We start from the raw sequence: 26,952 nt of genomic DNA, 5'->3' as shown, positions 1-26,952 counted from the left end.
GGAAATCGATGCGTCGCACTTTGCGCGCCGCTGTTGTGCTTGCCGTGCTCGCCGGATTCACCGCGGCGTCACCCGCCGCGCTGGCCGCGCCGACCGACCTGCTCATCTCCGAGTATGTCGAGGGCAGCTCCAACAACAAGGCATTGGAGTTCTACAACGGCACCGGCTCGGCCGTGGACCTGGCCGCTGGGCAGTACGTCGTGCAGTTCTACTTCAACGGCGCGACCACCGCCGGTGGCACCATCGCGCTGACCGGGACGGTCGCCGACGGTGACGTGTTCGTGCTGGCCCACGCCAGCGCCAACGCCGCGATCCTGGCGCAGGCCGACCAGACCAGCTCCGCGAGCTTCTACAACGGCGACGACGCGATCGTGCTGCGCAAGGGCGGTGCGGCCGGTGCGGTCGTGGACTCGCTCGGGCAGATCGGCACCGATCCCGGCACCGAGTGGGGCACCGGCCTGAACAGCACCGCCGACAACACGATCCGCCGCGACGCGGCCGTGTCGTTCGGCGACACCGAGCCCGGCGACACGTTCGACCCGGCCACCGGCTGGGTCGGCTTTGCCACCGACACCGTCGACGGCCTCGGCGCGCACAGCACCGGCGGCGGACCCGTCGACGCGCCCGCGACCCTGACCTGCGGTGGCGCGCTGACCGTGGGCCAGGGCGAGACGGGCACCCGGGTGGTCACCGCGACCGACGCCGACGACACGATCGTCGACCTCGCGATCACGAACGTCGTCCCGGCCCCGGCCGCGGGTTCGATCACGCGGACCGCGTTCACCCCGGCTACCGCCGCCGGTGGCACGGCGTCCGCGACGGTCACCGCCGACGCGGGCCTGCCGTCCGGGTCGTACGCGCTCACGATGACCGCGACCGACATCGACGGCACCACCTCGACCTGCGGGTTCACCGTCACGGTCAATGGGGTCCTGAGCGTCGGGCAGGTGCAGGGCCCGACCACCGACGCCGAGAACGGTGTGCAGGATCGTTCGCCGCTGGCTCCGGCCACCGGCACGGGCACCAGCAGCACGCTGTACGACGTCCGCGGTGTGATCACCCAGCGGACCCTGGCCCGCACCGCCGCCGGAGCCGCCCAGTACGGCTTCTACCTGCAGTCGCGTAACGGCGCGACCGACGGCGACGCGACCAGCTCCGACGGCATCTTCGTGTTCATGGGCGGCTTCACGTCGCTGGTCGGCGGCTACGTGCCGACCGTCGGTGACGAGGTCGTGCTGCGGGCGCGGGTGTCGGAGTACTTCTTCATGACCCAGCTGTCCTCGGCGTCGCTGGTCCGGGTGATCGAGTCCGGCGTCACCGACGTCGCGGTCACCAACGCCACGCCGCCGCAGGACCTCGCCGCGGCGAACCGGTTCTGGGAGCGCCACGAGGGCGAGCAGTTGCGCGTGCGTGCGGGCAGTGTCGCGGCCAGCGGCCGGGACGTGTTCGCCTCGACCGCCGACTCCGAGGTGTACGTCCTGGACGTCGACGACCCGCTGCTGGACCGCACCGACCCGCTGACCCGGCGGGTCTACCGTGACGCGCACCCGATGGACAACGACACCGCGCACGTCTTCGACGACGGCAACGGCACCCGGATCATGCTGGGCACCACCGGCGTGAAGTGGACCGCGCAGGACGCCACGACGCTGCTGCCGCCCGCGCACACGTTCGACGTGCTGACCGCCGACGCGGTCGGTGGTCTGAACTTCTCCTTCGACAAGTACGGCATCCAGGTCGCCTCGGCTGCCTTCGGCGCGGGTGCGGACCCGTCGGCCAACAGCGCCCCGGCTCCGATCAACCGCGACCGCGAGCTGGCCGTGGCGACGTACAACGTGGAGAACCTGTACGACTTCCGCGACGACCCGTTCGACGGCTGCGACTACCTGGGCAACTCCGGCTGCCCCGGGGTCTCGCCGCCGTTCGACTACGTGCCGCTCAACGAGGCCGACTACCAGGCGCACCTGGGCGCGCTGGCGTCGCAGATCGCCAACGACCTGCACGGGCCCGACCTGCTGCTCGTGCAGGAGGCCGAGGACCAGGACATCTGCGCCGTCACCGGTGGCGTGCTGGTCTGCGGCGCGGTGAACAACGCCGACGGCAAGCCGGACACGCTGCAGGAACTGGCGCTGGCGGTCGCGGCGGCGGGCGGTCCGGTCTACGACGCGGCGTACGACCGCGACGGCGCGGACGTGCGTGGCATCGTCGCCGGGTTCCTGTACCGCACCGACCGGCTCACCCTGGCGGCCCCGTCGGCGGTGCTGACGGCGACGCCGGGCGTGCAGTTCCGGTCGGCGGCGCTGGGCTACAACGCCGACGTGCAGAACCCGAAGTCGCTCAACGCGGTGCTGCCGGGCGACGTCGACACGTCCACGGGCGTGGACGGGTCGAACGTGTTCACTCGTGCCCCGCAGGTGGCCAGGTTCACCGTCGCGGCGCAGCCGGGCGGCGCGGACACCTACGAGCTGTGGGCGGTGTCGAACCACTACTCCTCGACGCCGCAGGCGCGCGTCGGGCAGCGTACGGAGCAGGCCCGTTACGGCGCGGCGATCGTCGCCGCGATCGAGGCGGCGTCCCCGTACGCCCGCGTGGTGTACGGCGGCGACCTGAACGTGTTCCCGCGTCCGGACGACCCGATCGCGATGTCCGACAGCGACATCCCGTCCGACCAGCTCAAGCCGTTGTACGACCTGGGTCTGCACAACCTGTGGAACGACCTGGCCGCGCAGGTGCCCGGCAGCGCGTACTCGTACGTGTTCCAGGGCCAGGCGCAGACGCTGGACCACCTGTTCGTCAACGACGAGCTCTACGGTGACCTGGTCAAGATCCGGGCGGCGCACATCAACGCCGACTGGGCCGCCGACCACGACGGCGACGGCGCCCGCGGGGCCAGCGACCACGACCCGCAGGTGGCGGTGTTCGGCACCCGCGCGTCGCTGCGGGTCTCCGACGCCACGGCCGTCGAGGGGCAGCCGCTGGCGTTCACGGTGAGCCTGTCGCGGCCGCTGTCCCAGGATCTGAGCGTGTGCGGTGCGACGGTGCCCGACACTGCCACACTCCTGCTGGACTTCACGCCGTACCTGGGTTGCCGGACCATCCCGGCCGGTCAGGTGTCGGTGGTGTTCCCGGTCGACACCCGCAAGGACAAGGTGACCGAGCCGGCCGAACGGCTGTGGCTCGGCGTCGTGGCCGACCCGCGGGTCGTCGACCTCGCCGACATCACCGGCAAGGGCACGATCACAGGCTAGCGGTGGGGCACGCGGGGCCGGGTGCGCGACAGCGCCCCGGCCCCGCGTCGTATCCGCCGCAGGGTCAGCGGAGTCCGGCGAGCGCGGCTTCGGCGCTGTCGCGGGTCACGCCATGGCGGGCGAGCAGGTCTACGGTGTCGCCTTCGGTGAGGTCGAGGATGCCGAGCAGCAGGTGTTCGGTGCCGATGTGTTCGTCGCCGAGGCGCAGAGCCTCGCGGTGGGTGAGTTCGAGTGCCTTCTTGCCCTGGGGCGCGAACGACACGGGGGCGGTGCCCGGGGCACCGGTGGCGGGGAAGCGCTCGGCAAGGGCGGCGCGTACGGCCGCGACGGTGCCGGTGGCTTCGACGGCGCGGCTGCCTCGGGTGGCGGGGTCGTGCAGCATCGCCGACAGCAGGTGGTGCGGGCCGATGGTCTCGTGTCCGGCGGACATGGCCTCCTGCTGGGCGAGCACGACGGCCTGGCGGGCGCCGTCGTCGTAGCGGGCGAAGGCCCGCATGTCGGATTCGGAGCTGTTGTCGGACTCCTTGGCGACGAAGCGCTTCTGGGCGGCCTGCTTGGTGACGCCCATGCTCTGGCCGATGTCGGTCCAGGACGCCCCGGAGTGGCGGGCGCGGTCGACGAAGTGGCCGATGAGGTGGTCGGCGAGTTCGCCGAGGTGCTGGCCCAGTTCGACGGCGTCGCTGAGCTGGTGCAGCGGGTTGCCGTCGGGGTGGCGGGTCTTGATGACGTCGATGAGGTCGTCGAGTCGAGGTGTCTCAGCCATGCGTCAACCTTAGGTTGACGATCCGCTACCGTCAACCCAGGGTTGACGACTGCTTTTCAAGATCGCTGTTTGCGGTCAAAACCTGGGGCCACGCTGCACTTTGTGACCTCAAACGGTGATCTTCGCGGTGGGTGTCGGTGCCACGTTGCGCGGCGGCGTCGGCGGGCGACACGCAACGGGTGGTGGGGCTGAATCGGCGGGGCGATTGTCGGGATGAGTCATGCTTGGCGCGGCCGTGTTGCGGGTAGCTGTGGGTTCGCAGCCACCTTTTCGGTAGCCCACGGGCCGACGACCTAAGGAAGCGATCATGACCGAGATGCACGTGTCCCTCGATGGCAGCGAGCTCAACGCCGTGGAGCGCAAACTCCAGGAGCCGCTGGAGGCGCAGCTGACGTCCGCACTGGAGCAGGCGGCCAACCGCGTCGCCGACCAGTACGACGGGCAGAGTGAGGACGAGGTCGTCTCCTGGATCATGCGCGAGACGCGCGACGGCCTGCACCCCGACATCGCGGAAGGCTTCGCGCCCGACGACGACAAACTGCGCCAGGTGGCGCAGGCGGTCATGCGCGGCGAACGTTTCGCCTGAGCCGGTGACGCGGCCCGCCCGGCTCCCGCGGTGCGGTCAGGGCCGGGCGGTGTCGGCCGAGCCGTCATCCGGCTTGGTGTGCAGTACTTCGCGGGCCTGCTCGGCGGCGCGCAGGATGCTCTCGCTGATGAAGGTCATGAAGCGGGCGATGTTCTCCAGGCGGCGGGCCGCGGCGGTGTCCGCGCCGAGCACGGCGACGCCCTCGCGTGCTGCCGCGACTATCTGGTCGTTGGCCCGCGCCCCGGCGATCGTCGCCTGGTAGAACAGCTCGTCGTCGACGGCATAGCGGTCGCGGCGGCGCTCGTCGCGTTCCCGGCGCACCAGGCTCTGGCTCTCCAGGAAGGCGATCGCCTTGGAGATCGACGCCGGGCTGACCTGCAGGCGCTGGGCGAGCTGGGATGCGGTGACACTGCCCGCGTCCGTGGTGAACAGGGTGGTGAGCACCCTGGCCGACATCCTGGGCAGGCCGGATCCCATGAGGACGACGGTGAGCCGCTCCTCGTACTCCGCGACGGCCTCGGCGTCGCGCCCGTGCGGCTGAGCGGCTGAGACGGGACCCCGGGCGGCGACGGGCCGCCGCCGGTGGGCGCGGCGTTCGGTGGCGCGGTGGGCCAGTTCGGCGCGGTAGGCGACGGGGCCGCCGTTGCGCAACACCTCACGGGTGACTGTGGAGGTCGGCCGGTCCAGCCGCCGCGCGATCTCGGCGTAGGGGAGGTCGTCGGCCAGCCCCGCGGCGATCTGCTGACGTTCCTGCTGGCTGAGCCGGCCTCCTGGCATCGCGATCTCCTCGGTGGTGGGTGTCCTGGTGGCGTCGACTATAGCGTTCACTGCCAGTTCATTGCAACGCTGAGTGGCATCAGCGTTGCGTTGAAATCAGATCCGTTGCAACACTTTCAGGCTACTGACGTGCTGTTATGCGACTCCGGTGCAACGAACCTGTTGCCAAGATATGGAAAGCAACGTAGCTTTTCCCATGTCAGAAACAGCAGAGAATCGAACATCGGAGACCACGATGCAGAAGTTCGCCACCCCCGCCCCGATCGCCGCCGTCCTGAACGTCGTCGCCGGGCGCATCCAGTTCATCGCCGCCGACCGCGCCGACACGACCGTCGAGGTCCGGCCGGCCAACCCCGGCAAGACCCGCGACGTGCAGACCGCCGAGCAGACCACCATCGCGTACGCCGACGGTGTGCTGCGCATCGACACTCCCGAGCCGAAGAACCAGCTCTTCGGCCCGTCGGGTGCCGTGGAGGTCACCGTGCAGCTGCCCGCCGGTTCACGGGTCGAGGCCAGGTCCGCCGCCTCCGAGGTGCGCGGCGTCGGCCGCCTGGGCGACGTCGCCGTCGAGGGCGCGTACCGGCAGATCAAGCTCGACGAGGCGGGCAGCGTGCGGCTGACCGCGGTCGACGGCGACGTCGAGGTCGGCCGGCTCAACGGCCCCGCCGACATCAGCACCGCCCGGGGAGACATCCGGATCGCCGAGGCCGTACGCGGCACCGTCACGCTGCGCACCCAGTCCGGTGACATCTCGATCGGCGCCGCCAGCGGTATCTCGGCCGCCATGGACGCGGGCACCGGCTACGGCCGGATCAGCAACGTGCTGCGCAACGACGGCGACGCCGCGCTGCTCATCCACGCCACCACCACCCACGGCGACATCGCCGCCCGCAGCCTCTGACCACCCCCACGCCCCCAGGAGAAGCAGATGACCCGCAACAGCACCCCCGCCAACGACGCACACTGGACCGGCATGGTGCCGGTCGACGACACCGCCCTGGCCGTCACCGACACCGGCGGCCCCGGCGTGCCCCTGCTCTACCTCAACGGGCAGTTCGCCACCCAGGGCTACTGGCGGCGCACCATCGTCGAACTGGGGCCAGGGTGGCGGCACATCACCTACGACGAACGGGCGCGCGGCCGCAAGTCGCTGCGCTCGGCGGACTACTCCTTCGCAGCGGCGCTGCGTGACGTCGACGCCGTGCTCGCGGCGCGGGGCGTTGACCGGGCACTGCTGGTGGGCTGGTCGTACGGGGCGTTCGCCGCCGCGCACTGGGCCAGCCGCAACCCGGCCCGCACCATCGGCGCGGTGCTGGTCGACGGTGCCTTCCCGTACGACTGGCTGGACGACGCCATGGAGCAGCGCATCCGCACCATGTTCAAGCGGATGGGCTGGTTCATGCCGCTGCTGCGCCCGACCGGCCTGGTCCCGCGGATGAACGCCGACGAGCAGGCCACGAGCAACATCGAGATCGGCGTGATCTCCCGCGAGGCCGAACTCGGCCCGGTGCTGGACGCCATCACCGTGCCGACCCGGTACGTGGTCGCGTCGGGCACCTCCATGGGCAGCAAGGGCGACGAGCAGGAACGCATCCGCACCAGCCTGGACGGGGTGACCGCCCGCAACGCCAACATCCGGATCAGCGCGAAGGTGTCCAGCAACCACGGCGCGATCCTGCGCAAGGACGCCCCGGCCATCGCCGCGGCCGTCCGCGAGGTCGCGGCACTCGGATAACGCCGATCACTGATGGCCCACCTCGTCACGGGGTGGGCCATCGTCATGCCCGTCAGGGGCTGACGCTGGCCGTTCGGCTGATCTTGTGGGGAGTGGCCGATCCGTCTACGGTTCGGCGACGACGCCGTACCCCGGGAGTTCTCGATGACCGACCCAGCCCGCAAGCCGATCGCGCCTGCCCTGCGCAACGCACTCATCGGTGTCGCGGCAATGCTGATCATGCTCACCGGCGCAGGTGGCGGGTACGTCGTGTGGCTCGTAACCAAACCCGGCGGTCCTGCCGCCGACCCGGTCGCCGTCGCCGCGGTCGACGTGGCCCCGAGCCCGACTGGCGAGCCCTCACCGAGCCCGGAGCTGAGCCCCACTCCGAGCGTCGCGCCGAGCCCGACCGGTAAGCCGTCGCCCCGCCCGACGAAGACGCCGACGGTCAAGTCGAGCCCCAAGCCCACGGCGAAGATCAAGGCTCTGTCGCTGCAGTCCTCCAAAAACGGTTCCCTGTACACCGCCACCATCACGGCGACCGTCACCGGCACGGGGCCGGTACGCATCCGGGTCGATTTCACCTACCCGAAGGGCGGCGTGGAAACCGGCTACATCACCCGCACCGTCACGGTCAACGGGACCGGCGGCCAGTCGGTGCAGACGGTCACCACCAGCGTTCCGCTCAAGACTGTCTGCGCCCACCCGGACACCCCGCTCGGTCCGGGCATCGGCGTCAGCGTCCAGGTTCCGCCATACGGCGACTTCTCCCGCACCGACCTCGCTGACTGCTAGTAACCTGGCGACCCCGTCGGGCGGTGGGCGTTCGGCCCGACGCGGACAGCACACGTGAGGTGGCGTGGCCCGTCATGGGCGGGGAGCGCCCTGCCCGGCCTTGCCCGGTCCGCCGCGCCGCCAGCGCAGCGGGCCCGGGTGCAGCGTCCACAGCAGCTGCCGCCACCAGGAGCGGCGGGCTTTCAGCTCGTCGATGTAGGCCACCGCCCGGGTGCGGGCCGCCTCGGCTTGCTCGTCGCCGGCGGTGCCCGGCCCGAACACGGTCTGGTTGACCGCCTCGGCCAGCTCGTCCAGGGTCGGCGCGGCCAGGCGCACGTCGTGCTTGCCGCGTACCGGCGCGGCGGCCTGCGCTGCGTGCGCGGCGACCTCCGCGGCGCTCAGATGTTCCGGGGCGCGGCGACCGGCCAGCCGCAGCGCGTCGCCGACCTCCAGCCACGCGCCTTCGATCCGTGAGTCCGGGCTGCCCTCATCGAGCCGCCGCCGCCGCAGCGCACCGCGCGCCACCAGCACGAACACGATGAACGCGGCCAGCAGCAGCACGATCAGCCCGCCACCGCCCGCCCCGGCGACCAGGGCCACGTTCACACCACCGGCGGCCGGGCCACCGGCCGACGGCGCGGCGCTGGGCCCCTCCGCGGTCGGCTCCAGCGTCGGGATCGGCTCCTCCGACGGCGGGGGCTGCGAGTTCTCCGGCTGCGGCTTGAACTCGTCCTCCAGCGGCTTGGTCTCGGTGTTCGGCTCGGGCAGCGGGTGGAACGGCACCCAGCCCAGGTCGGTGAAGTAGACCTCGGGCCAGGCCAGCGCGTCGCCCGCGGTGATCGGATGGTTGCCCGAGCGGGCGGTGAACCCGACGACGACCCGGCTGGGCAGGTTCAGCAGCCGGGCCAGCACCGCGAACGACGCCGCGAACTGTTCCGAGGTGCCCTTGCCCGCGCCGGTGTTGGCCGGTCCGAACAGGAAGAAGTTCAGGTTCGGGTACGCGTGCCCGCTGGGCGCCTGCGGGTCGAGCTTGTAGTGCTCGGCGAGGAACTGCTCGATGGCCAGCGCCCGCTGGTACGGCGCCCCGTTGTCCGCGCCGAGTTTCTGCGCCAGGCGGCTGAGGTTGTCGGGCACGTTCGGGCCCAGCGTGACGTAGCGGGCCATCGCCGCACCCGAGGGCACGTCAGCGACCGGGAGCAGGTTCACGTCGGGTTCGCTGTGCAGTGACGTGACGGTGTAGGTCATGCCCGCGCTGAGCCCTTCCGGGCGCAGCATGGTGCCGGTGGACTGGTCGTAGGCGACGCGTACGCCGTCGACGTGGCTGGGGGTCGCGGCGGCGGGCAGGAGCTTGCCGGTGAGCCCGGCGACGGTGATGCGCTGGGTCACCTGCCCGGTGCCGACCTCGCCGGGCGGGCGGGGCAGGCTGCGCCCGGCCGGGCGGTAGGTCGCGCCGACCTTCCAGGTCACGCCGTCGTAGTCGGACAGCACCGCCAGCCGGATCCGGGTGTCGGCGGCGACGTCGGCGTCGAGCAGCTTCTCCTGCGGCTGCAGCGCCCAGCCCGACAGCCGGATCAGCGGGTTCTCGTCGAGGGCGTCGAGGTCGGGCGGGTCGATGAGGCTGCGCGGGTCGAACGGCGCGGCGGTGACCTGCTGCGCGACCGGCGGCGCGGCCCCGGCGACCAGGGCCAGGATCAGCGCGAACCCCATACCGCCCGCGAGCGCGGCCCGCAGCCGCAGCGCCCGGCGGGTGACCGGGTCGATACCGGTGTCGGGGGTGCGGACCCGGCCGGTGAACGCCAGCGCCGCGACGGCCAGCGCCGCGAACCCCAAGGCCGGCCAGGGCGTACGCGGCGCGCCCGGCCCGACCAGCCACAGTGCCCCGGCGAACAGCAGCACCGGCGGAGTCAGCCCGATCAGCGTGCGTCGGGTGCGTACGGTCAGCTCCATCGCCATGAGCCCGGCCAGCCAGGTCGCGATGACCGGCACCGCGACCGTGTCGGGCTGCGGCTCGACGGGCACCAGCACGGCCAGCAGCCGGGGGATGCCGTCGCGCAGCGCGTCGGTGGCGATCGTCGGCAGGTCCCCGGCGATGCCCGCGCGCCCTGCGGACAGGTTCAGCGCGAAGGCCAGGTAACCAGCCAGTCCCAACATCGACAGCGGCGCGACGACCCACGCCCGCAGTCGCGTCAGCGCGAGGCTGACCGTCACGGAACCGGCGGCCGCGCCCGCGACGAGCACGGTGAACAGGGTGCCGTTGTAGATCCGGTCGGCGACCAGGCCGCAGAGCACCAGCATCGCGGTGATCAGCGCCGGTGGCAGCAGGATGCGCAGGCCGCGGGCTACCATCGGGCCACCCCGTCCCATACCGCGGCGAAGTCCTCGCCGTCCTCGGCGCGCAGCAGCAGCACCCCGGCCGGTTGCGGCTCGGCGGCCAGGCGCGGGCCGAGCACCCCGACGGCGACCGCCGGGAATGGGCCCTTGAGCCCGGACACCAGCGCCAGGTCGGCCAGCCCGGCGGTGCCGGTGAGGTAGATCAGGGTGTCGCCGGGGCGGTGCTGGCGCAGCCGGCTCGTCGCGGTGACCAGCAGTTCGTCGCCGCCGGGCGCGGGTTCGGCCTCGGCGAGCAGGTCCAGCAGCCCGCGGGCCGCGCCGCGGATCCGGCCGCCGCCCGCCGCCGGTCCGCTGACCAGGTGCAGCGTCACCGGCAGGTCCTCGCGGGTCGCGGCGGCCACGATCGACGCGGCCGCCTCGCAGGCGCTCTCGAACGACGCCGACCCGGCCGCGTCGCGGTCGGCCCAGGACCCGGCCCGGTCGTCGAGCAGCACGACCAGCTGCGGCAGGCTGGTGTCGAGGTGTTCGCGGACCATCAGCTCGCCGACCTTGGCGCTGGTGCGCCAGTGCACGTGGCGCAGCTCGTCGCCGATGACGTACTCGCGCAGGGTGTCGAAGGTGATCGCGCCGTGCGGGACCCGGTCGAGGCGGCCGTCGAGGCTGCGGGAGATGCCCGCGGGCACGGCCTGGATCAGGTGGCTCTTCGGGTACACCCAGATGCGGGCGGTGTCGCCGTGGCTGCGCGACACCGACACCAGGCCCAGCGGGTCACGGCGAGTGACCTGCAACGGGCCGACGTCGACGACGCCGCGCCGGTCGGTGGGCACCGGGTAGGACACGTCGGTGTCCGTGCCGGGGCGCAGCCGCAGCAGTGGCACGGGCACGGTCGCGCCCGGCTGCCCGGCCCGGCCGCACCGGTCGTGGGCGACCAGCGTCGCCGCGCCGAAGCGGCCGGTGTTGCGTACGGTCAGCGTCACCGTGCTGCCCTCGCCGCGCGAGACCCGGTCGGGTTCGACGGACCGGGTCACTGACAGCCGGGGCCGCAGCGCGGCGTGGACCAGGGCGTGCAGCTGGGCTATGACGGCGGTCGCGCCGAGCACCGCGAGTTCGGGGTAGCCGAACCTGAAGCCGGTGGCCAGCAGCGCCACACCGCCGGCGGTCAGGCCGACCCCCCGCAGCGTGACGATCATCCGGCGTGCCGCGCCGGGGCCGGTTCGCCGGTCGGGGACTCCTGGCCGGGCAGCGGCACCGGCACGGCCTCGACCGCGTCGCGCAGCACCTCGGTCGCGGTGACCCCGCGCAGCTGCGCGTCGGGGGTCAGCAGCACCCGGTGCGCGAACACCGGCTCGATCAGCACCTTCATGTCCTCGGGCAGCACGTAGCCGCGGCCCTCGGTCAGCGCGTACGCGCTCGCGGCGCGGGTCAGCGCGATCACGCCACGGGGGCTGACCCCGACGCGCACGTGCTTGTGCTCGCGGGTCGCCACGGCCAGGCGCACCGCGTACGCGTACAGCGGGTCGGCGATGTGCACCCGGTGCGCCAGCGCGACGGCCTCGCCGATCGTCTTGGTGTCGGTGACCGGGGTGATCGCGTCGGGGGAGCGCAGCGTGTGCCCGCGTAGCACCTCGATCTCGACGGCCTCGTCGGGGTAGCCGACCGACAGTTTCATCAGGAACCGGTCGAGCTGCGCCTCGGGCAGCCGGTAGGTGCCGTCCATCTCGACCGGGTTCTGTGTCGCGACGACCAGGAACGGCCGGGGCACCGCGTGGCGTACGCCGTCGACGGTGACGTAGCGCTCCTCCATGACCTCCAGCAGCGCCGACTGCGTCTTCGGCGACGCCCGGTTGATCTCGTCGGCGATCACGATGTTGGCGAAGATCGGCCCGGGGTGGAACTCGAACCCGCGGCTGGCCTGGTTGAAGATGGTCACGCCGCTGACGTCTGAGGGCAGCAGGTCCGGGGTGAACTGGATCCGCCGCCACGCGCCCTGCACCGACGCCGCGATCGCGCGGGCCAGGGTCGTCTTGCCGGTGCCGGGCACGTCCTCCAGCAGCACGTGGCCCTGGGCGAACATGGCGACCAGCGCCAGCCGGACCACCTCCGGCTTGCCGAGCACCACGGTCGAGATCGCGCCGGCCAGTTTCCCGGTCAGGTCGGCGAACGCGCGGACCTGACCGGCGGACAGCGGTGGGAGGGGCTGGTTCATGGCGAAGGTATGTCCTTTGTGCTGGGAAGGGGCTAAGAGACAGAGATTCCCCGGCACGAACACCTCGCGGGTCCGTGCCGGGGAAGATCAGCGGATCAGCACTGCGGCACGTCGTTGTAGTCGTCGCCGTCGTCGAGGTTGAGCCAGATGAAGGGGACGTAACGCTGGTTGCCGCGGTAGGTGATCTGGATCCACTTGTCGCTGCGCTTGTTGCTGTTCTCCCCGGCGGCGAACAGTTCGGCGTCGCCGCTCTGGTTGCCCGCCGTGCCCTGCTTCCAGCAGAACGCCTTGAAGGTGTCGCCGCTCTGGGCGTCACCGACGGCCTCGTTGGCCTGCTGGCGGGAGTTGCTGTAGATGCCGATGCCGTTCGAGCAGCCCACGCAACGGATCGTGCCGTTGAGCCGCTTCGTGCGTACCGTCACCGCACCCGAGGTCGCGGTCGCGCCGGTGGCGTTCCTCACCGACACCGTGATGGTGAACGCGCTGTCGGTCGCGACCTCGTTGACCGCGTAGCCGCCCGCGCCGGTGTTGCAGCCGACCGCGCGCGCCGCGCCGTTGATGGTGACCGTGCAGGTCGCGGTGCCACCGCCGTCGTCGTAGGCGAACTTCACCGTGAAGCCCTTGTACGTCGCCCCGGCGGCCGACACGTTCGACACCGCCGCGTCGGCGATCGTCTTCGCGCTGGTGGTGTCCTTCGGACCGGTCCCGGCCTCGTTGACCGCCGCCACGTCGACCGACACGATCTCGCCGTCGCCGAACCCGTCCAGGGTCGCGTTCGTGGCGGTCACCGTCTGCGTCTTGCCGCCCGCGGTCACCTTGTAGCCGGTGATCTGGCGGCCGTTGTCGGCGGGGGTCTGCCAGGCCACCCGGATGGTGCCCTTGTCGGTGCCGACGGTCGCCGCCGACAGGCTGCGCACCTGCTCGGGCTTGGTGAACGGCACCACCGAGCCCGACGGCTGCGACACCTCCGAACCCGCGCCCTTGTCGTTGACCGCGACGACCGTGAACGCGTACTGCGTGCCGTACTCCAGCTCGCCGTCCTTGATCACCAGCTTCGCCGTGCCGTTGGTGGTGCCGATCAGCGCGCCGCTGCCCGCGGTGACCGCCGTGACCTCGTACCGCGTGATCTTGCGGCCCTGGCCGTTGGCCGCGGTCCAGGTCACCTCGACGGTGCCGTCGGGCTTCTCGACGGCCTTGACGTTGGTCGGCGGATCAGGCACGTCACCGGTCGGCATCACCGGATTGCTCTTACGCGTCGGGCCGCTGCCCTTGCCGTTGACCGCGTACACCGTGAACGTGTACGTCTTGCCGTTGGTCAGCTTGTCGATCACCAGCGAGCGGTTGCGCGCGCCGACCGTCCAGGTCCGCCCGTCGCCCTCGACCACGTACTTGGTGATCCTCGACAGGTTCTCGGCGGCCCTGCCCCAGCTCAGCCGCACCTGCGAGTCGCCCGCCGCTGCGGTGACGTTGCGCGGCGCACCCGGCTTGCCCGGCTGCGGCTTGGGGTCCGGCGGCGGCGCCACCGGCGGCGGGTCGCCGCCGAGCACATCGTCGTTGAACTTGTCGACGACCCTGACCTGGTGCTTGTCGTTGACGACCCGTGCCGTCGAGGAGCCCGGCGCGTTGATGAACAGCTGGTTCTCGCGCACCTCCAGGTCGAGCCGCCCACCGGGCTTGCCCGCCTCGATCGTGTTGACCAGCTTGCCCTCGCGGTCGATCGCGTAGACCTTGCCCGAGGCGTCGTCGGCCACGTAGAACAGGCCCGCCCAGGCCACCGCCGGGCGCAGCGTGCCGCCCGCGCCGGGCACCGTGAACTCGTGCACCTGGTCGCCGGAGATGACATACACCTTGCGGCCGTCGACGACCGTCACCGCGAGGTCCTTGCCCGTCGTACGGTCCGGCAGCTCGCCGCCCGCCGCGCCGGTGATCTCGACCTTCTTCAGGTCGTCGCCGCGCAGCAGGGTCAGCGAGCCGTTGGTCTGGTCCAGCACCGCGACACCGTCGTCCAGTGCCGACAGGGCCAGGTCGTGGAACGCCTCGGCGACCGGCTCGGTGCGGGTCAGCGACGGCCCGCTGCCGCCGGTGCCGCCCGACGGCGGTGACAGCGGCGCGGGGGTGATCGCCGAAACGGTGCCCTGGCTGGGCACGGCCACCCAGAGCCGGCCGGTGCCGTCGAAGTGGCCGCCGGTGATGCCCGGCGGGTAGCGCAGCGGCTCGCCGATCGGCTGCAGCGTCGCCGGGTCGAGCTGGCGGACCACGCCCTGCACGGGGTCGATGACGAACGCGGCCTGGTTGTGCAGCGCCACCTGCACGCCAAGGCCCGCCTGCGACTCCTGCGACGCGGTGATCTGCAGCGTCGCCGGGTCGAGCGCGCTGATGCGCCCGGTGTTCTGGTCACGCACGATCAGATAGCGGTCGGACTGGCTGACCTGTACGTAGTGGCCCTGCGAGACGACCAGGGCCTGGGTGCGGGTGTCCACCTTGCCGGTCAGGCCGTTGACGCGGGCGAGCTCACCGCGGGTGAGGCTCCACAGCCAGGAGCTGCTGTCGTAGCCGGCCGACACCTGGTCGTTGGCGCTGAGCCCGAACCAGGTCAGGCCCATGGCCGCCAGCATCGCCAGCACCGTGACGATGGTGACTATGCCACCCTTGGTCCGTGCCCTGCGTGTGATCGCGCCCGGTGACAGATCCGCCACGGATCGCCCCTCCCCATGAGCGCGGGGTGTGTCGAGCTCACCCCGCTCGCCGACTGGCGTCCTCCCCAGAAGCCGAGGACAGCTTAGGCGCTGCAGGTCAACGGTGAAAGTCGAGTGAGGACGCTCATCGTGCCACGCTGGGCGACGCCGTCGCCGACGTCGCGCGCTGGGTGCAGACCCGCGGCGATTGCAGCAGGTCAACCTGGCTGTAGATGCTCATGACGACGAAGCAGTAGTCCCAGTTCGGATTCAAACCAGTGACCGTGTACTGCGTATCGCCGTTGGCGGGCTTACCCATCGTCGCGACCTGCTCGCCCTCGCGCGCGCCGAGCAGCACCTGGGCGGCGTAGCCGTCGGACGGGTCGAACCAGCTCACGGTGATGTCGCCGTTGGGTGCGCTGGTGACGAAGACGTCGCTGGCGGGCTTGGCCGCGATGCTCGGGCCGGGGTCGGGGGTCTTCTCGTCGTTGTTGGGCAGCAGGACGATGACCAGCGTGGTCACCGCCGCGAGCACGGCGACGGCGGCCGCGACCACCGCGGCGATGACCGGCCCCCGGCTGCGCCGGGCCGGGGCGGGCGGTGGTGCGGGCGGGGCGAACACCGTCGGGACGTGCTGCGGCTGCTGGGGCAGGTGGCGTACGGGTGCCTGCGGCGGCGGCGCGACCGGGATCGCGGCGGCCGATCCGTCGACGCGGCCCTGGTCGGCCCTCGGCTGCTGCTGCGGCGGCAGGTGCGGGTGCGAAGGCTGGTCGTGCGGCGGTTGCTGGGGCAGCGGCGGTAGGTCACGCAGCGGGTGTCCCGGGTGCGACGGGTGCCGTGTCTGCTGCTCCGGGTGGACGGTGTCGTGCCGGGGCAGGTCCTGCCGGGGTGGTGCCTGGCGGGCCGGGTCGGGCTGCGCGGGCCGGGCGCGCTCGGGCGGCAGCGGGACGGCGGGCGGTGGCGGCACGAAGGGCATGGCCTGGGTGGGGGGCTGCTCGCGCCGGGGCGGCATGGTCAGCCCGTACGGCGCGGTCCGGTCGTCGGCGGGCGTGGGTGCGGGGACGGCAGGTTGCGCGGGCGGGATCCGGGTGGGTGGGGTGAGCAGCGAGGTCCGGTCGTCGGCGGGCTGCGGCGCGGCGGGGGCCTCGGTCCGGGCGGGCGGCATGACCAGCGCGGTGCGGTCGCCGGGGTCGCCGGCCGGTGCCGGTGCGGGTGTCGCCGGGGGCAACGGCCATACCGGCGGTGTGTCCTGCGCCTGCACCGGCGTGTCCTGCGCCTGCGGTGTCACCGGCGTGGTGGGCAGGGGTGCGGCCGGGGCCTGCGGCGTCGCGGCGGACTGGGATACGTAGGTGGTCGGCCGCGACGGCGGCGGGAGCAGCGCGGTCGCGTCCTCGGGCGGCTGCGGCGCGGGCGGCGGGGTCACCGGTGCGGGGGCGGCCTGCGCGGGGGCGTCGGGGCCGAGCCAGGAGCGGGCGACCTGCACCTGCTGGTCGAACCCGGCCGTCTGCGGGCCGTACGTGGCGACCTTGGTGTAGTGGCGGCGGGCCTCGTGCCGGTTGCCGAGCTCGTCGGCGATCTGCGCGAGGTCGAACGACATCGCCAGCAGCAGCGGGTGCTCCTCGCCGAACCGGTAGCCGCCGTTGTACAGCGCGTTCTCCAGCACCCGGCGGGCGGCGCCCAGGTCGCCGGACTGCCGGTGCATGGTGGCGAGCAGGTGGCCGGTGGCCAGCACCTCGGGGTGGTCCTCCCCGGCAGCCATGATCGCCGCTTCGAGGGACTGCTCCAGCAGGGTCCGGGCGCTGTTCAGATCGCCCCGGTCGCGGCGGGCGAGGGCCTCAGTTCGGATGTCGGACAGCGAGGTCGGTGACGGCACGGCTCACATCCTGCCCACACCCCCCGACCTCCCGCCACCCGCAGGGGCGGGTATTGCGGCGATCTGCCAGCGGTATGTCCGGAACGAGTGTGTCGTCCCTCATCCAGCGCGTCAGCGGCGGCCGCGGGGGGTGTTGTGCTTGAAGTGCACGAACAGTCGGCCGAAGTTCTTGGAGTCCTTCTCCACGCGGTGGTAGAGCGCTTTGACCTCTTTCTGTTCGAGGAAGCGCAGCACCGTCTTCTTCAGGGCGCCGGAGCCCTTGCCGGGGATGATCTCGATCATGGGAGCCTTCTTGGCGATGGCTTCGGCCATGATGTCGTTCAAGGCCCGCTCGATGTCGCGGCCCTTGTTGAAGATGTCATGCAGATCCAGTACGAGTTTCATCGCCTCCGAGCGTACCCGTTGTGATCGGCGCTGGTCAGCGTCCCCGGGTGGACTGAAACCTTTCGACCTGCGCGTCAGCATGACTTTCATAGATCGACATATTGCAATGACCATGAACCTGGTGATCTGCTGGGTGCCTCCTTTACCCCCGCTTGGAGGCAGTCATGCGGCGACGGTTAACCGTCTTCGTATCCACCCTGGCGCTCGCCGGCGCGATGGTCCTGACCGGACCGGCCGACGGCGCCCCGCTCGGACCCGAGGTCAGCACGTCGGGCCACTACACCGTCGAGGGCATCAAGACCCTCGCGCAGCGCAACGCGATCGCCGCCACGGGCGCGGCCATCGACGGTTTCGACCACGGCATCCTCGACATCACCGCCACCCCGGGTGAGGCTGCCAAGATCAAGGCGCTCGGCTTCGCGGTCACCCGCGTGCTCGCGCCCACACCCGACGACCACGCGCAGCCGCTGGCGTTCCCGCCGGCCGACTCCAACTACCACGACTACAGCGAGATGATGTCTGTCATCAACTCGCTGGCCTCGTCCTACCCGTCGATCTTCCGGGTGACGACGATCGGCAACTCCTACGAGGGGCGCAACATGCCCCTGATCAAGATCTCGGACAACGTCGCCACCGACGAGAACGAGGTCGAGGTGATGTTCAACCACCACCAGCACGCGCGTGAGCACCTGACGGTGGAGATGGCCATCTACCTGATGAACCTGTTCACCAGTGGCTACGGCTCCGACAGCACGATCACCAACATCGTGAACAGCCGCGAGATCTGGATCATCCCGGACATGAACCCCGACGGCGGCGAGTACGACATCGCCACCGGCAGTTACCGGTCGTGGCGCAAGAACCGCCAGCCCAACAGCGGGTCGTCCAACGTCGGCACCGACCTGAACCGCAACTGGTCCTACCAGTGGGGCTGCTGCGGCGGGTCCAGCGGCACGACCAGCAGCGAGACCTACCGCGGGCCGTCGGCGTTCTCCGCGCCGGAGACGCAGAACCTGCGCAACTTCGTCAACAGCCGGGTCGTCGGCGGCGTGCAGCAGATCAAGGCCAACATCGACTTCCACACGTACTCGCAGCTCATCCTGTGGCCGTTCGGCTACACGACGGCCAACAACCCGTCGGGCATGAGCGCCGACGAATACAACACGTTCGCCACGCTGGGCCAGCAGATGGCCGCCACGAACAGCTACACCCCGGAGCAGTCCAGCGACCTCTACGTCGCCGACGGCACCTCCATCGACTGGATGTGGGGCACCCACAAGATCTGGGCGTACACCTTCGAGATGTACCCGGGCAGTTCGGGCAGCGGCGGCGGCTTCTACCCGCCCGACGAGGTCATCACCGCGCAGACGACCCGCAACCGGGCCGCGGTGCTGATGCTGCTCCAGCAGGCCGACTGCCCGTACCGGGTGATCGGCAAGGAGGCGACGTACTGCGGCGGCGGTGGCGGCACCACGGTGTGGTCCGACACGTTCGAGACCGCGACCGGCTGGACCGTCAACCCGGCCAGCACCGACACGGCCACCCTCGGCCAGTGGGCGCGCGGCACAGCGCAGGCGACCAACTCCAGCGGCGTCAAGCAGCTGGCCCCGTTCGCGGGCAGCAACGATCTGGCCACGGGCCTGTCGGCGGGCACCGCGGCGGGTGACTTCGACCTCGACGGCGGCGTCAGCTCGATCCGCTCGCCCGCGATCACGCTGCCGTCCACCGGCACCCTGGGCGCGAACTGGCAGTGGTATCTGGCGCACGGCTCGAACTCCTCCAGCGCCGACTACCTGCGGATCTCGATCGTGCACAGTGGCGGCACGACCGTGCTGGCCACCATCACCGGCGCGGCGAGCAACCGCAACGGGGCGTGGGGCGCTGGTTCGGCGAACCTGACCGCGTACGCGGGCCAGAGTGTGCGCTTCCTGGTCGAGGCGGCGGACGCGAGCACGGCGAGCCTCGTCGAGGCGGGCTTGGACAACCTCACGGTGACCCAGTCGTGACAGGTGTCCCGGGCCGCTGAGGTCCGGGGCGCCCGGCGGGCGGTCTCACTGTCCGCGCCGGTCCGGTGACCGGTGTGGCGGTGGGGCCGCCCTGTTCGTGTCCGGCCGTACCGGATTGGCTGGGAATATTGCACGAGCAAACGCTCTCAGAGATCCATATAGGACGCTACCTGCGGTGGAGCGATGGTAAACAGTGCGTGCTCGGCGGTGACAGCGGGTAGATCCATTCTGTAGGGTGCGTGTTCGTGCCGATAGCCGACGAGTTCTACTTGATGACGCATGACGATGTCAGCGGCGACTCCCGGTTGCACGCCAAAGCCGTCGGATTCGGTCTGGCAGCAGCGCTGCTGGCCGAACTGTGCATGCTGGACCTGGTGCGTCCCGCCGCCGAGGGGGTGGCGGTGCGCAACGCGCCGCCGCCGCCCGACGCGCTGGCCGCCCGCGTACACGGGCAGTTGCTGGCAGAGCCGCAGCTGCACCCGGTACGGGACTGGCTCACCTTCCTCGGGCTCAGTGCCGAGTCCGACATCGCCGTCAGGATGACCGCCGCGGGGGCGCTCCAACTGGTCGAGACGCGCCGACTGCTAAGCGTGCAGCGCCGATACATGCCGGTGTCCGTCAACGATGCGGCCTGGCCCACTGCCCGGCTCATCGGGCGGCTGCGACGGCAGGAGGAGATGTCCGTCGAGGACCGCATCCTGGCCGCGCTCGCCTTCGCGACCGGGCTGAGCACCACCTTCGCCTGGGACGACGTCCGCGGCCGCAGCCTGTCGAGCATCATCGCGACGCTCGACGAGCCGGTGCGGGTCCTCATCGCCGAGACCGAGCTCGCCGTGAGCAAAGCCGTGGCGAAGCTCACCTGAACCACACCCCCCACCCCCCCATCACCCCCCACCCCTCAAGGAGCAACACCGTGTCCGCACCTCCCCCCTCCGCGCTGTCGTCGGCACTGGCCGCCGACCGGCTCGGTTCGGCGTCCGTCGCCTCGTTCGCGCTGACTGCCGCAGCGCCGCTCATGGTCATCGGCGGCGTCATCGTCGCCGGCTGGGCCAACGTCCAGGTCATCGGCTTCCCGCTGGGCATCCTGCTCATCGGCGCCGCGCTGGCGCTGTTCACGTTCGGCTACGTCGCGATGTCGCGCCACATCCGCAACGCCGGCGCGTTCTACTCCTACATCTCCCAGGGTCTGGGCCGCCCGGCCGGCGTCGCCGCCGCGCTGTCGGCGGTGCTGGCCTACAACCTGCTGCAGGTCGGCCTCTACGGCATCTTCGGCGCGGCGGGCTCCGGCCTGCTCGGCGCGATGTTCAACGTCTCGGTCGAGTGGTGGGTCCTGGCCCTGGTCGCGTGGCTGTTCGTCACGGTGCTCGGCCTGTCCCGCGTCGAGATCAACAGCAAGCTGCTGCTGGTCGTGCTGGTCGCCGAACTCGCCATCGTGCTGCTGTACGACATCGTGTTCATCGCCAACCCGGCCGACGGCGGCATCAGCTTCGCGGCGTTCTCGCCGGACAACCTGTTCATCGGCGGCGCGCTGGGCGCGGTGCTGACGGTGACCGTGACCGCGTTCGTCGGTTTCGAGGCCCCGCCGGTGTTCGCCGAGGAGTCGCGTGACTCCCGCAAGACGATCGCGCTGGCGTCGTTCGGCGGCCTGGCCGTCATGGTGTTCGTGTACGCGCTCACCGCGTGGGCGCTGACCGTGGCCACCGGCCCGGACAACATCGTCGCCCAGTCCCAGGAGCACGCCGCCCAGGCCGACCTGATGTTCGTGCTGGCCGGTGAGCACCTCGGCGCGTTCTTCGCCGACGCGGGCAACGTGCTGCTGGTGACGTCCGCGTTCGCGGCGATGCTGTCGTACCACAACACCGTGGCCCGGTACACGTTCTCGCTGGCCCGTGAGGGTGTGCTGCCGCGTTCGCTGGCCCGCACCGGCGCGCGTTCGGGTGCCCCGGTCGGCGCCTCGATCCTGCAGAGCGTCATCGGCCTGGCCGTCATCGTGGTGTACGCGGTGGCGCAGCTCGACCCGTTCACCCACCTGTTCTTCTGGCTGGGCATGACCGGCGGCTTCGGCGTGCTGCTGCTGCTCGCGGGCACCAGCGTCGCGGTGGTGCTGTACTTCGCCAAGGACAAGCGCGGCGAGAGCCTGTGGACGCGGGTCATCGCCCCGGTGCTGTCGGCGCTGTTCCTGATCTGGGCGGTGCAGCAGACGGTCCGTGACTACGGCACCATGCTGGGCACCGGCGACGACCACGCGGCGCGCTGGATCCTGCCGGGGCTGTACCTGCTGGTCGCGGTCATCGGCGTGATCTGGGCGCTGGTGCTGCGCGGCACCAACCCGGCGCTGTACGCCGCGATCGGCAAGGGCGTCGAGGGCGGCAAGACCGAGGTCGCGTCGGCGGCGGAGGCCCCTAAGGTCGGCGTATGACCGGCGCGGAAGCGGTGTCGGCGGCCCCGGCCGTCGACACCGCCGCGGCGGGGCGGCTGATCGCCGCGTCGTTCCAGGAGTTGGCCGTGTCGCAGTGGCTGCTGGACGAGCCGGTCGAGCGCGAGCGCATCATGGCCGCGCAGTTCGGCTGGTTCGCCGAGCACGCCCTGAGGTACGGGGCCGTGGACGTGGTCGGTGACGACGCGGTCGCGGTCTGGTTCGACAACACGGTCGAGGCGCCGTGGATCGAGGCGTACGACGAGCGGCTGGCGGAGCTGGCGGGGCCGCACGCGGCCCGGTGGGCGCTGCTGGACGAGACGTTCGCGGCGCACCACCCGCACGGCGGCCCGCACTGGCACCTGGCACTGCTGGCCGTGCGGCCGGGCCAGCGGGGCACCGGTCTGGGCAGTGAGCTGCTCGGGCGGCGGCTGGCGCAGCTGGACGCCGCGGGTGTGCCGGCCTACCTGGAGGCGTCGAGCGCCGGTTCGCGGGATCTGTACCTGCGGCACGGGTTCGCGCTCATGGGTCAGGCCTACCACCTGCCCGGTGACGGCCCGCCGATGTACCCGATGTGGCGCGAGCCGCAGGGCTGAGCACGTGATCGGGACAGGGGCGGCGATCTGCTGATCGCCGCCCCTGTTCGTGTGCGCGGGTGTGGGCACCGGCAACGGGCGATCTCTGAGTCTTTTCGCTCATGGACTGGGCACGATGCGGTGTTGTTTACTGTCTCGTGTTTTAGACCGCACGGGGTGGGGGCGGTACGGTGCGTCCTTTGTGGACACTGACCCCTCGGAGGCAGGGCATGACCGAGCCCTTGACGGGCCGCGCGCAGGCGTCGGCAGCCCGGGATTTCGCGGCGCAACTTCGCTGGTGGCGTGGCGTGCGCGGATTCTCGCAGGGTCGTCTGGCGCAACGGATGCCGCACAGTGAGGCGATGATCGCCAAGGTCGAGTCGGGCGAGCGCTGGCCGACCGAGGACCTGGCGCGCCGCTGTGACGAGGTGCTGCAGACCGGTGGGCTGCTGTCGGGCATGTATCCGGCGGTGCGGGCCGAGCAGCAGGCCAGCGACGGTCGCAGGCGGCGGCGCAAGGACGCCGGGGACGCGTCGGTCGACGACGCGCGGCGGCTGCTGTCGATGGTGCTCGCTGATACGAATCTGTCGGCGACTCACCCGTTCGTCCGCGACGCGCTGGCCGCGCTGGACGGCCCGGACAACTCGTGAGCGCGGAACTGTCCGGATCGGCCGTGCCCGGCCGACGCGACCCGCTGCCGGTCGCCGTGACCGCACCCGGCCGAGGCATAGACGGCGAGAATGGCGGCTCGTATGCTCCGGGAGTGTCGGCGCCCGCACCCCGCTTCCTCGCCGCACGGCTGCTCGTGGCCGTGCAGCTCGCGTGCGTCGCGCTCTACGTCGCCAGCGCCGCGATCCCCTACCTGTTCCTGTTCACCTTCCAGGGCACCACACACTGCCCTGCTGATCTCGGCTGCCAGGCGCCCACCGACGCGCTCCCCGGTGCGCTGATATGGCTGGCCGTGCCCGCCGTCTTCCTCGCCACGCTCGGGCCGCCCGCCGCGGTGCTGTCGCTGCTGATGTCGTTCACCGCACTGGCCCGGCGACGGCGCCAGATGCCGGCCGGGCTGCGCCGGTGGATGTACATCGCGGCCGGGCTGACCGTTGTGTTCGTCGCCTTCACCCTGGCGCCACCCGGCCGCCTGCTGCTGAACTGGATTCTGGACTGATGACCGACCGACTCTGGCGCGCGCAGCTGACCCTGGTCTGGGCCTTCGGACTGGCCGTGTGCGCCTTCCTGTGCGCGCTGCTGATCGGCGGCGTACACGGCGGCAACGGCACCAGCGTCTACGCCATGGTGTACGCGCCGTTGCACGAGGGCACGTCGATCCGCGGCTCGCTGGCCAACCCGTTCGGCGTGCTCACCCTGCTCGGCATGGTCGTGGCGTGGCTGTCGCCCCTGGCCGCGGTGCTGCTGGCCTGGCGCGGGCGGCGGGCGCTCAGAGGTGAGGGCGAGCAGTCGCTGCGCGACCGGATCGAGGCCGGGACCATCGCCGCGTACGTCATCGCCGCGCTCTACCTGACCCCGGTCGGCTGGACGCTGATCTACGGCCTGACCCGCTGGACCGCCATGAACATCTGGGGCGAGGGCCCCAACGCCGCCAACCTGGGCTGACCGGTCTCCATGCCCGCCGAACTGCACTTATAGCATTGCGGCGTGAGCAGGGAGGCTGAGCGACTCAACCGGCGGCTGCTGCGCGCCCGCGACGCGATGGACCGCGCCTACGCCCAGCCTCTCGACGTCGCCGCCGTCGCAGCGGTCGCCCACCTCTCCCCGGCGCACTTCAGCCGCTGCTTCCGCGACGTGTTCGGCGAGACGCCGCACCGCTACCTGCAACGGCGGCGGGTGGAGCGCTCGATGTTCCTGCTGCGCGAGCCCGGCCGCACCGTCACCGACGTCTGTTTCGGCGTCGGTTTCGCCAGCCTCGGGACGTTCAGCCGGACGTTCCGGGAGATCGTCGGCCAGTCCCCGTCGGCCTACCGGGACGGGCACCAGCCGGTGGGCGTGCCCAACTGTGCCCTGATGGCCCACACCCGGCCCCGGACATCGCGCAGTTCTGGATAAGCCGAGGCTGTGGCGGCACACCTAGCCTGGCCGGGTCACTGCTGATGGAGGAGAACCCGAAATGATCACCAAGCTGAACGTCGCGTCGATCTACGTCCTGGACAAGGACGAGGCGCTGGACTTCTACGTCGGCAAACTCGGCCTGGAGAAGGGCAACGACGTCGAGCAGGGCTCGTACCGCTGGCTGACGGTCCGGGTCCCCGGCGGTGACGGCACCGAGATCTCCCTGGAGCAGCCGGGTGCGCCGCTGCACGACGACGCGACGGCCGAGCAGCTGCGCGAGCTGGTCGCCAAGGGCGCGCTGACCGGCCTGGTGCTGCTCACCGACGACATCCGAGGGCTGTACGAGTCGCTCAAGGCGGCTGGCTTCACCGATTTCACCCAGGAGCCGACCGAGCACTTCTACGGCACCGACATGGGCCTGCGTGACCCGTTCGGCAACCCGGTCCGCATCCTTCAGCAGGGCTGATCAGGAGACGGCCACGGGTGGTCCTGGGGGCGCCGGTGTTCGCCCCACTTCGGACTCGACAGCGGACCGGGCGGCGATGAGGATGTTCGGGTGTCCGCTGACTGCCGATGAAAGAGGGCGACATCAATGAGTTCTACGGCGCTGCATCAGATGGATCCGCAGCGGCCTGACGCCGCCCACCCCCTGGCCCGGCTCAGTGCCGAGGAGATGCGCCAGGCCCGCTCGGTGCTCAGTGCCGCGGGTCTGGTCGGGGAGAGCACCCGGTTCACCTACGTCGGCCTCGAGGAGCCCGCCAAGGGCGAGGTGCTCGACACCGGCGGTGCGGTGGTGCCGCGCCGGGCCCGGGTGATCCTGCTGGACGTGGCGACCGGCCGGGCCACCGACACGGTGGTGTCGCTGAGCAAGGGCGAGGTCGACAGCCGCCGGCTGCTGGACCCGGTCCGCGACGGCCAGCCCGCGATCATGCTGGAGGAGTACATCGCGGCCGACGAGATCGTCAAGGCCGACGAGGGCTGGCAGGCGGCGATGGCCCGGCGCGGCATCACCGACCTGGACCTGGTGTGCCCGTGCCCGCTGTCGGCGGGCGCGGCGACCAAGCCCGACGAGCAGGGCCGCCGCATGGTGCGGGTGCTGTCGTTCGTACGCCACCGCGAGGCCGACCACCCGTGGGCGCACCCGGTCGACGGCGTCGTGGCGTTCGTGGACCTGACCGAGCGGCGGGTCATCGAACTGATCGACGACGTGCTGCTGCCGGTCCCGGCCGAGGAGCACAACCACGACGATCCGGCGTACACCGGGCCGGTGCGCACGACGCTGAAGCCGATCGAGATCACGCAGCCGGAGGGGCCGAGCTTCACCGTCGACGACGACGTGGTGAGCTGGGAGGGCTGGAGGTTCCGGATCGGGTTCGACGCCCGCGAGGGCCTGACCCTGCACCAGCTGTCGCTGCACGGCCGCGACATCGTCTACCGGGCCAGTGTCGCCGAGATGGTGGTGCCGTACGCGGACCCGTCCCCGGCGCGCTGGTGGCAGAACTACTTCGACGCGGGCGAGTACAGCCTGGGCGCGCAGGTCAACGCGTTGCAGCTGGGCTGCGACTGCCTCGGTGAGATCCACTACTTCGACGCGGTGGTCGCCGACGACCTGGGCGAGCCGCAGACGCGCCCGAACGCGATCTGCATGCACGAGGAGGACTTCGGGGTGCTGTGGAAGCACACCGACCTGTTCACCGGCTCGTCGGAGACGCGGCGGCAGCGGCGGCTGGTGATCTCGTTCTTCGTGACGGTCGGCAACTACGACTACGGCTTCTACTGGTACCTGTACCTGGACGGCACGATCGAGCTGGAGTGCAAGGCGACCGGTGTCATGTTCACCTCGTCGTACGTGCCGGGCACCCCGTACGCCGACGAGGTCGCTCCGGGGCTGGGCGGGCCGTACCACCAGCACATGTGGTGCGCGCGGCTGGACATGACCGTCGACGGGGTCGCGAACACGGTCAACGAGGTGCAGTTGCAGCGGGTGCCGGTCGGGCCGGACAACCCGCACGGCAACGCGTTCACCAAGTCGGTGACGCCGGTCGAGCGCGAGTCGCAGGGGGCGCGGATGGCCGAGCCCGCCAGCGCGCGGGCGTGGCACGTGGTGAACCCGGACAAGCTCAACCGGCTGGGCCAGCCGGTCGGGTACGCGCTGTACCCGCAGGGCCAGCCGGTGCTGGCGGCGGACCCGTCGGCGTCGATCTCGCAGCGGGCGGCGTTCGCGACGCACCACCTGTGGGTGACCCGGTACGACCCGGCGGAGCGCTACCCGTCCGGGGACCTGCCCAACCAGCACGCGGGTGGGGCGGGGCTGCCGGCGTGGACGGCCCGCGACGGGGACCTGCGGGCCACCGACGTGGTGCTGTGGCACACGTTCGGGCTGACGCACTTCCCGCGTACCGAGGACTGGCCGGTGATGCCGGTGGACCGGGCCGGGTTCGTGCTCAAGCCGGTCGGTTTCTTCGACCGCAACCCGACGCTGGACGTGCCCGCCTCGACGGCGTCGCACTGCGCCTCGGACAAGTCCGAGGGCGACAGCTGCTGCTCCTGAGCGCAA

At 71.4% G+C, this 26,952-nt stretch carries 23 protein-coding genes; 15 read left to right on the top strand and 8 right to left on the bottom strand.

The window, feature by feature from the left end; translation table 11 throughout:
• Positions 1 to 8: 8 nt before the first annotated feature.
• Complete coding sequence (locus tag HAV40_RS11755) at positions 9 to 3,248, top strand: lamin tail domain-containing protein (protein WP_166380977.1); 3,240 nt, start codon at positions 9 to 11, stop codon at positions 3,246 to 3,248.
• A 64-nt stretch (positions 3,249 to 3,312) separates the two neighbouring features.
• Here the strand turns inward: HAV40_RS11755 and HAV40_RS11750 are convergent, their stop codons facing one another.
• Positions 3,313 to 4,011 carry an ATP-dependent Clp protease ATP-binding subunit gene (locus HAV40_RS11750; protein WP_166380976.1) on the bottom strand — a complete coding sequence of 233 codons (699 nt, stop codon included), beginning with the start codon at positions 4,009 to 4,011 and terminating at the stop codon, positions 3,313 to 3,315.
• A 307-nt stretch (positions 4,012 to 4,318) separates the two neighbouring features.
• Between HAV40_RS11750 and HAV40_RS11745 the strand changes: the two genes are divergently transcribed.
• Positions 4,319 to 4,597: a hypothetical protein gene (locus HAV40_RS11745; RefSeq protein ID WP_166380975.1), complete on the top strand. Its 279-nt coding sequence runs from the start codon at positions 4,319 to 4,321 to the stop codon at positions 4,595 to 4,597.
• Positions 4,598 to 4,633: 36 nt separating this feature from the next.
• Here HAV40_RS11745 and HAV40_RS11740 read toward each other — a convergent pair whose 3' ends face one another.
• Positions 4,634 to 5,374 (bottom strand): MarR family transcriptional regulator, encoded by a 741-nt coding sequence (locus tag HAV40_RS11740; RefSeq protein ID WP_166381152.1) that lies wholly within the window; start codon positions 5,372 to 5,374, stop codon positions 4,634 to 4,636.
• Between the two features lie 235 nt (positions 5,375 to 5,609).
• Here HAV40_RS11740 and HAV40_RS11735 point away from each other — a divergent pair, with 235 nt between their 5' ends.
• From HAV40_RS11735 to HAV40_RS11725, 3 genes are all read left to right on the top strand, one after another.
• Positions 5,610 to 6,275 (top strand): DUF4097 family beta strand repeat-containing protein, encoded by a 666-nt coding sequence (locus HAV40_RS11735; RefSeq protein ID WP_166380974.1) that lies wholly within the window; start codon positions 5,610 to 5,612, stop codon positions 6,273 to 6,275.
• A gap of 27 nt (positions 6,276 to 6,302) precedes the next feature.
• The gene (locus HAV40_RS11730) at positions 6,303 to 7,109 is read left to right on the top strand and encodes an alpha/beta fold hydrolase (RefSeq protein WP_166380973.1); all 807 of its coding nucleotides are present in this window, start codon (positions 6,303 to 6,305) and stop codon (positions 7,107 to 7,109) included.
• A 144-nt stretch (positions 7,110 to 7,253) separates the two neighbouring features.
• On the top strand, positions 7,254 to 7,883 hold the full coding sequence (locus HAV40_RS11725) for an RAD23 family protein (protein WP_166380972.1): 630 nt from the start codon (positions 7,254 to 7,256) through the stop codon (positions 7,881 to 7,883).
• A gap of 72 nt (positions 7,884 to 7,955) precedes the next feature.
• On the opposite strand, the gene HAV40_RS11720 is transcribed toward HAV40_RS11725, so the two are convergent.
• The 6 genes from HAV40_RS11720 to HAV40_RS11695 form a co-directional block, all read right to left on the bottom strand.
• A complete protein-coding gene (locus HAV40_RS11720; RefSeq protein ID WP_239086805.1) occupies positions 7,956 to 10,208 on the bottom strand; it encodes a transglutaminase TgpA family protein in 2,253 nt (750 codons plus the stop codon).
• The gene (locus tag HAV40_RS11715) at positions 10,202 to 11,383 is read right to left on the bottom strand and encodes a DUF58 domain-containing protein (protein WP_166380970.1); all 1,182 of its coding nucleotides are present in this window, start codon (positions 11,381 to 11,383) and stop codon (positions 10,202 to 10,204) included. Before HAV40_RS11715 ends, HAV40_RS11720 begins: the two co-directional genes overlap by 7 nt.
• A complete protein-coding gene (locus tag HAV40_RS11710) occupies positions 11,380 to 12,399 on the bottom strand; it encodes an AAA family ATPase (protein ID WP_166380969.1) in 1,020 nt (339 codons plus the stop codon). The genes HAV40_RS11715 and HAV40_RS11710 overlap by 4 nt, the downstream gene beginning before the upstream one ends.
• Positions 12,400 to 12,494: 95 nt before the next feature.
• A complete protein-coding gene (locus HAV40_RS11705) occupies positions 12,495 to 15,095 on the bottom strand; it encodes a fibronectin type III domain-containing protein (RefSeq protein ID WP_239086798.1) in 2,601 nt (866 codons plus the stop codon).
• A gap of 124 nt (positions 15,096 to 15,219) precedes the next feature.
• A complete protein-coding gene (locus HAV40_RS11700; protein ID WP_166380968.1) occupies positions 15,220 to 16,947 on the bottom strand; it encodes a fibronectin type III domain-containing protein in 1,728 nt (575 codons plus the stop codon).
• A gap of 111 nt (positions 16,948 to 17,058) precedes the next feature.
• Complete coding sequence (locus HAV40_RS11695; protein WP_120319484.1) at positions 17,059 to 17,331, bottom strand: Smr/MutS family protein; 273 nt, start codon at positions 17,329 to 17,331, stop codon at positions 17,059 to 17,061.
• Positions 17,332 to 17,495: 164 nt separating this feature from the next.
• On the opposite strand from HAV40_RS11695, the gene HAV40_RS11690 reads away from it, so the two are divergent.
• From HAV40_RS11690 to HAV40_RS11645, 10 genes are all read left to right on the top strand, one after another.
• Entirely contained in the window at positions 17,496 to 19,337 is a 1,842-nt protein-coding gene (locus HAV40_RS11690) for a M14 family metallopeptidase (protein ID WP_166380967.1), read from the top strand.
• A gap of 239 nt (positions 19,338 to 19,576) precedes the next feature.
• Positions 19,577 to 20,200, top strand: coding sequence for a GOLPH3/VPS74 family protein (locus tag HAV40_RS11685; protein ID WP_308441061.1), 624 nt, complete (start codon positions 19,577 to 19,579; stop codon positions 20,198 to 20,200).
• Between the two features lie 50 nt (positions 20,201 to 20,250).
• On the top strand, positions 20,251 to 21,756 hold the full coding sequence (locus HAV40_RS11680) for an APC family permease (protein ID WP_166380965.1): 1,506 nt from the start codon (positions 20,251 to 20,253) through the stop codon (positions 21,754 to 21,756).
• Complete coding sequence (locus tag HAV40_RS11675) at positions 21,753 to 22,349, top strand: GNAT family N-acetyltransferase (protein WP_166380964.1); 597 nt, start codon at positions 21,753 to 21,755, stop codon at positions 22,347 to 22,349. The genes HAV40_RS11680 and HAV40_RS11675 overlap by 4 nt, the downstream gene beginning before the upstream one ends.
• A gap of 209 nt (positions 22,350 to 22,558) precedes the next feature.
• Positions 22,559 to 22,978, top strand: coding sequence for a helix-turn-helix domain-containing protein (locus HAV40_RS11670; protein WP_166380963.1), 420 nt, complete (start codon positions 22,559 to 22,561; stop codon positions 22,976 to 22,978).
• Positions 22,979 to 23,091: 113 nt separating this feature from the next.
• A complete protein-coding gene (locus HAV40_RS11665; protein ID WP_166380962.1) occupies positions 23,092 to 23,496 on the top strand; it encodes a hypothetical protein in 405 nt (134 codons plus the stop codon).
• Entirely contained in the window at positions 23,496 to 23,942 is a 447-nt protein-coding gene (locus tag HAV40_RS11660) for a hypothetical protein (protein WP_166380961.1), read from the top strand. The genes HAV40_RS11665 and HAV40_RS11660 overlap by 1 nt, the downstream gene beginning before the upstream one ends.
• Positions 23,943 to 23,984: 42 nt before the next feature.
• Positions 23,985 to 24,392 carry a helix-turn-helix transcriptional regulator gene (locus HAV40_RS11655; RefSeq protein ID WP_166380960.1) on the top strand — a complete coding sequence of 136 codons (408 nt, stop codon included), beginning with the start codon at positions 23,985 to 23,987 and terminating at the stop codon, positions 24,390 to 24,392.
• Between the two features lie 61 nt (positions 24,393 to 24,453).
• Positions 24,454 to 24,861 carry a VOC family protein gene (locus HAV40_RS11650; protein ID WP_166380959.1) on the top strand — a complete coding sequence of 136 codons (408 nt, stop codon included), beginning with the start codon at positions 24,454 to 24,456 and terminating at the stop codon, positions 24,859 to 24,861.
• Between the two features lie 126 nt (positions 24,862 to 24,987).
• Positions 24,988 to 26,946: a primary-amine oxidase gene (locus tag HAV40_RS11645; RefSeq protein ID WP_166380958.1), complete on the top strand. Its 1,959-nt coding sequence runs from the start codon at positions 24,988 to 24,990 to the stop codon at positions 26,944 to 26,946.
• Positions 26,947 to 26,952 lie beyond the last annotated feature (6 nt).

Source organism: Catellatospora methionotrophica (assembly GCF_011297335.1).
GTDB lineage: Bacteria > Actinomycetota > Actinomycetes > Mycobacteriales > Micromonosporaceae > Catellatospora > Catellatospora methionotrophica.
Note: the sequence above shows the minus strand (reverse complement) of the source record. Positions and strands in the feature narration are given on the sequence as shown.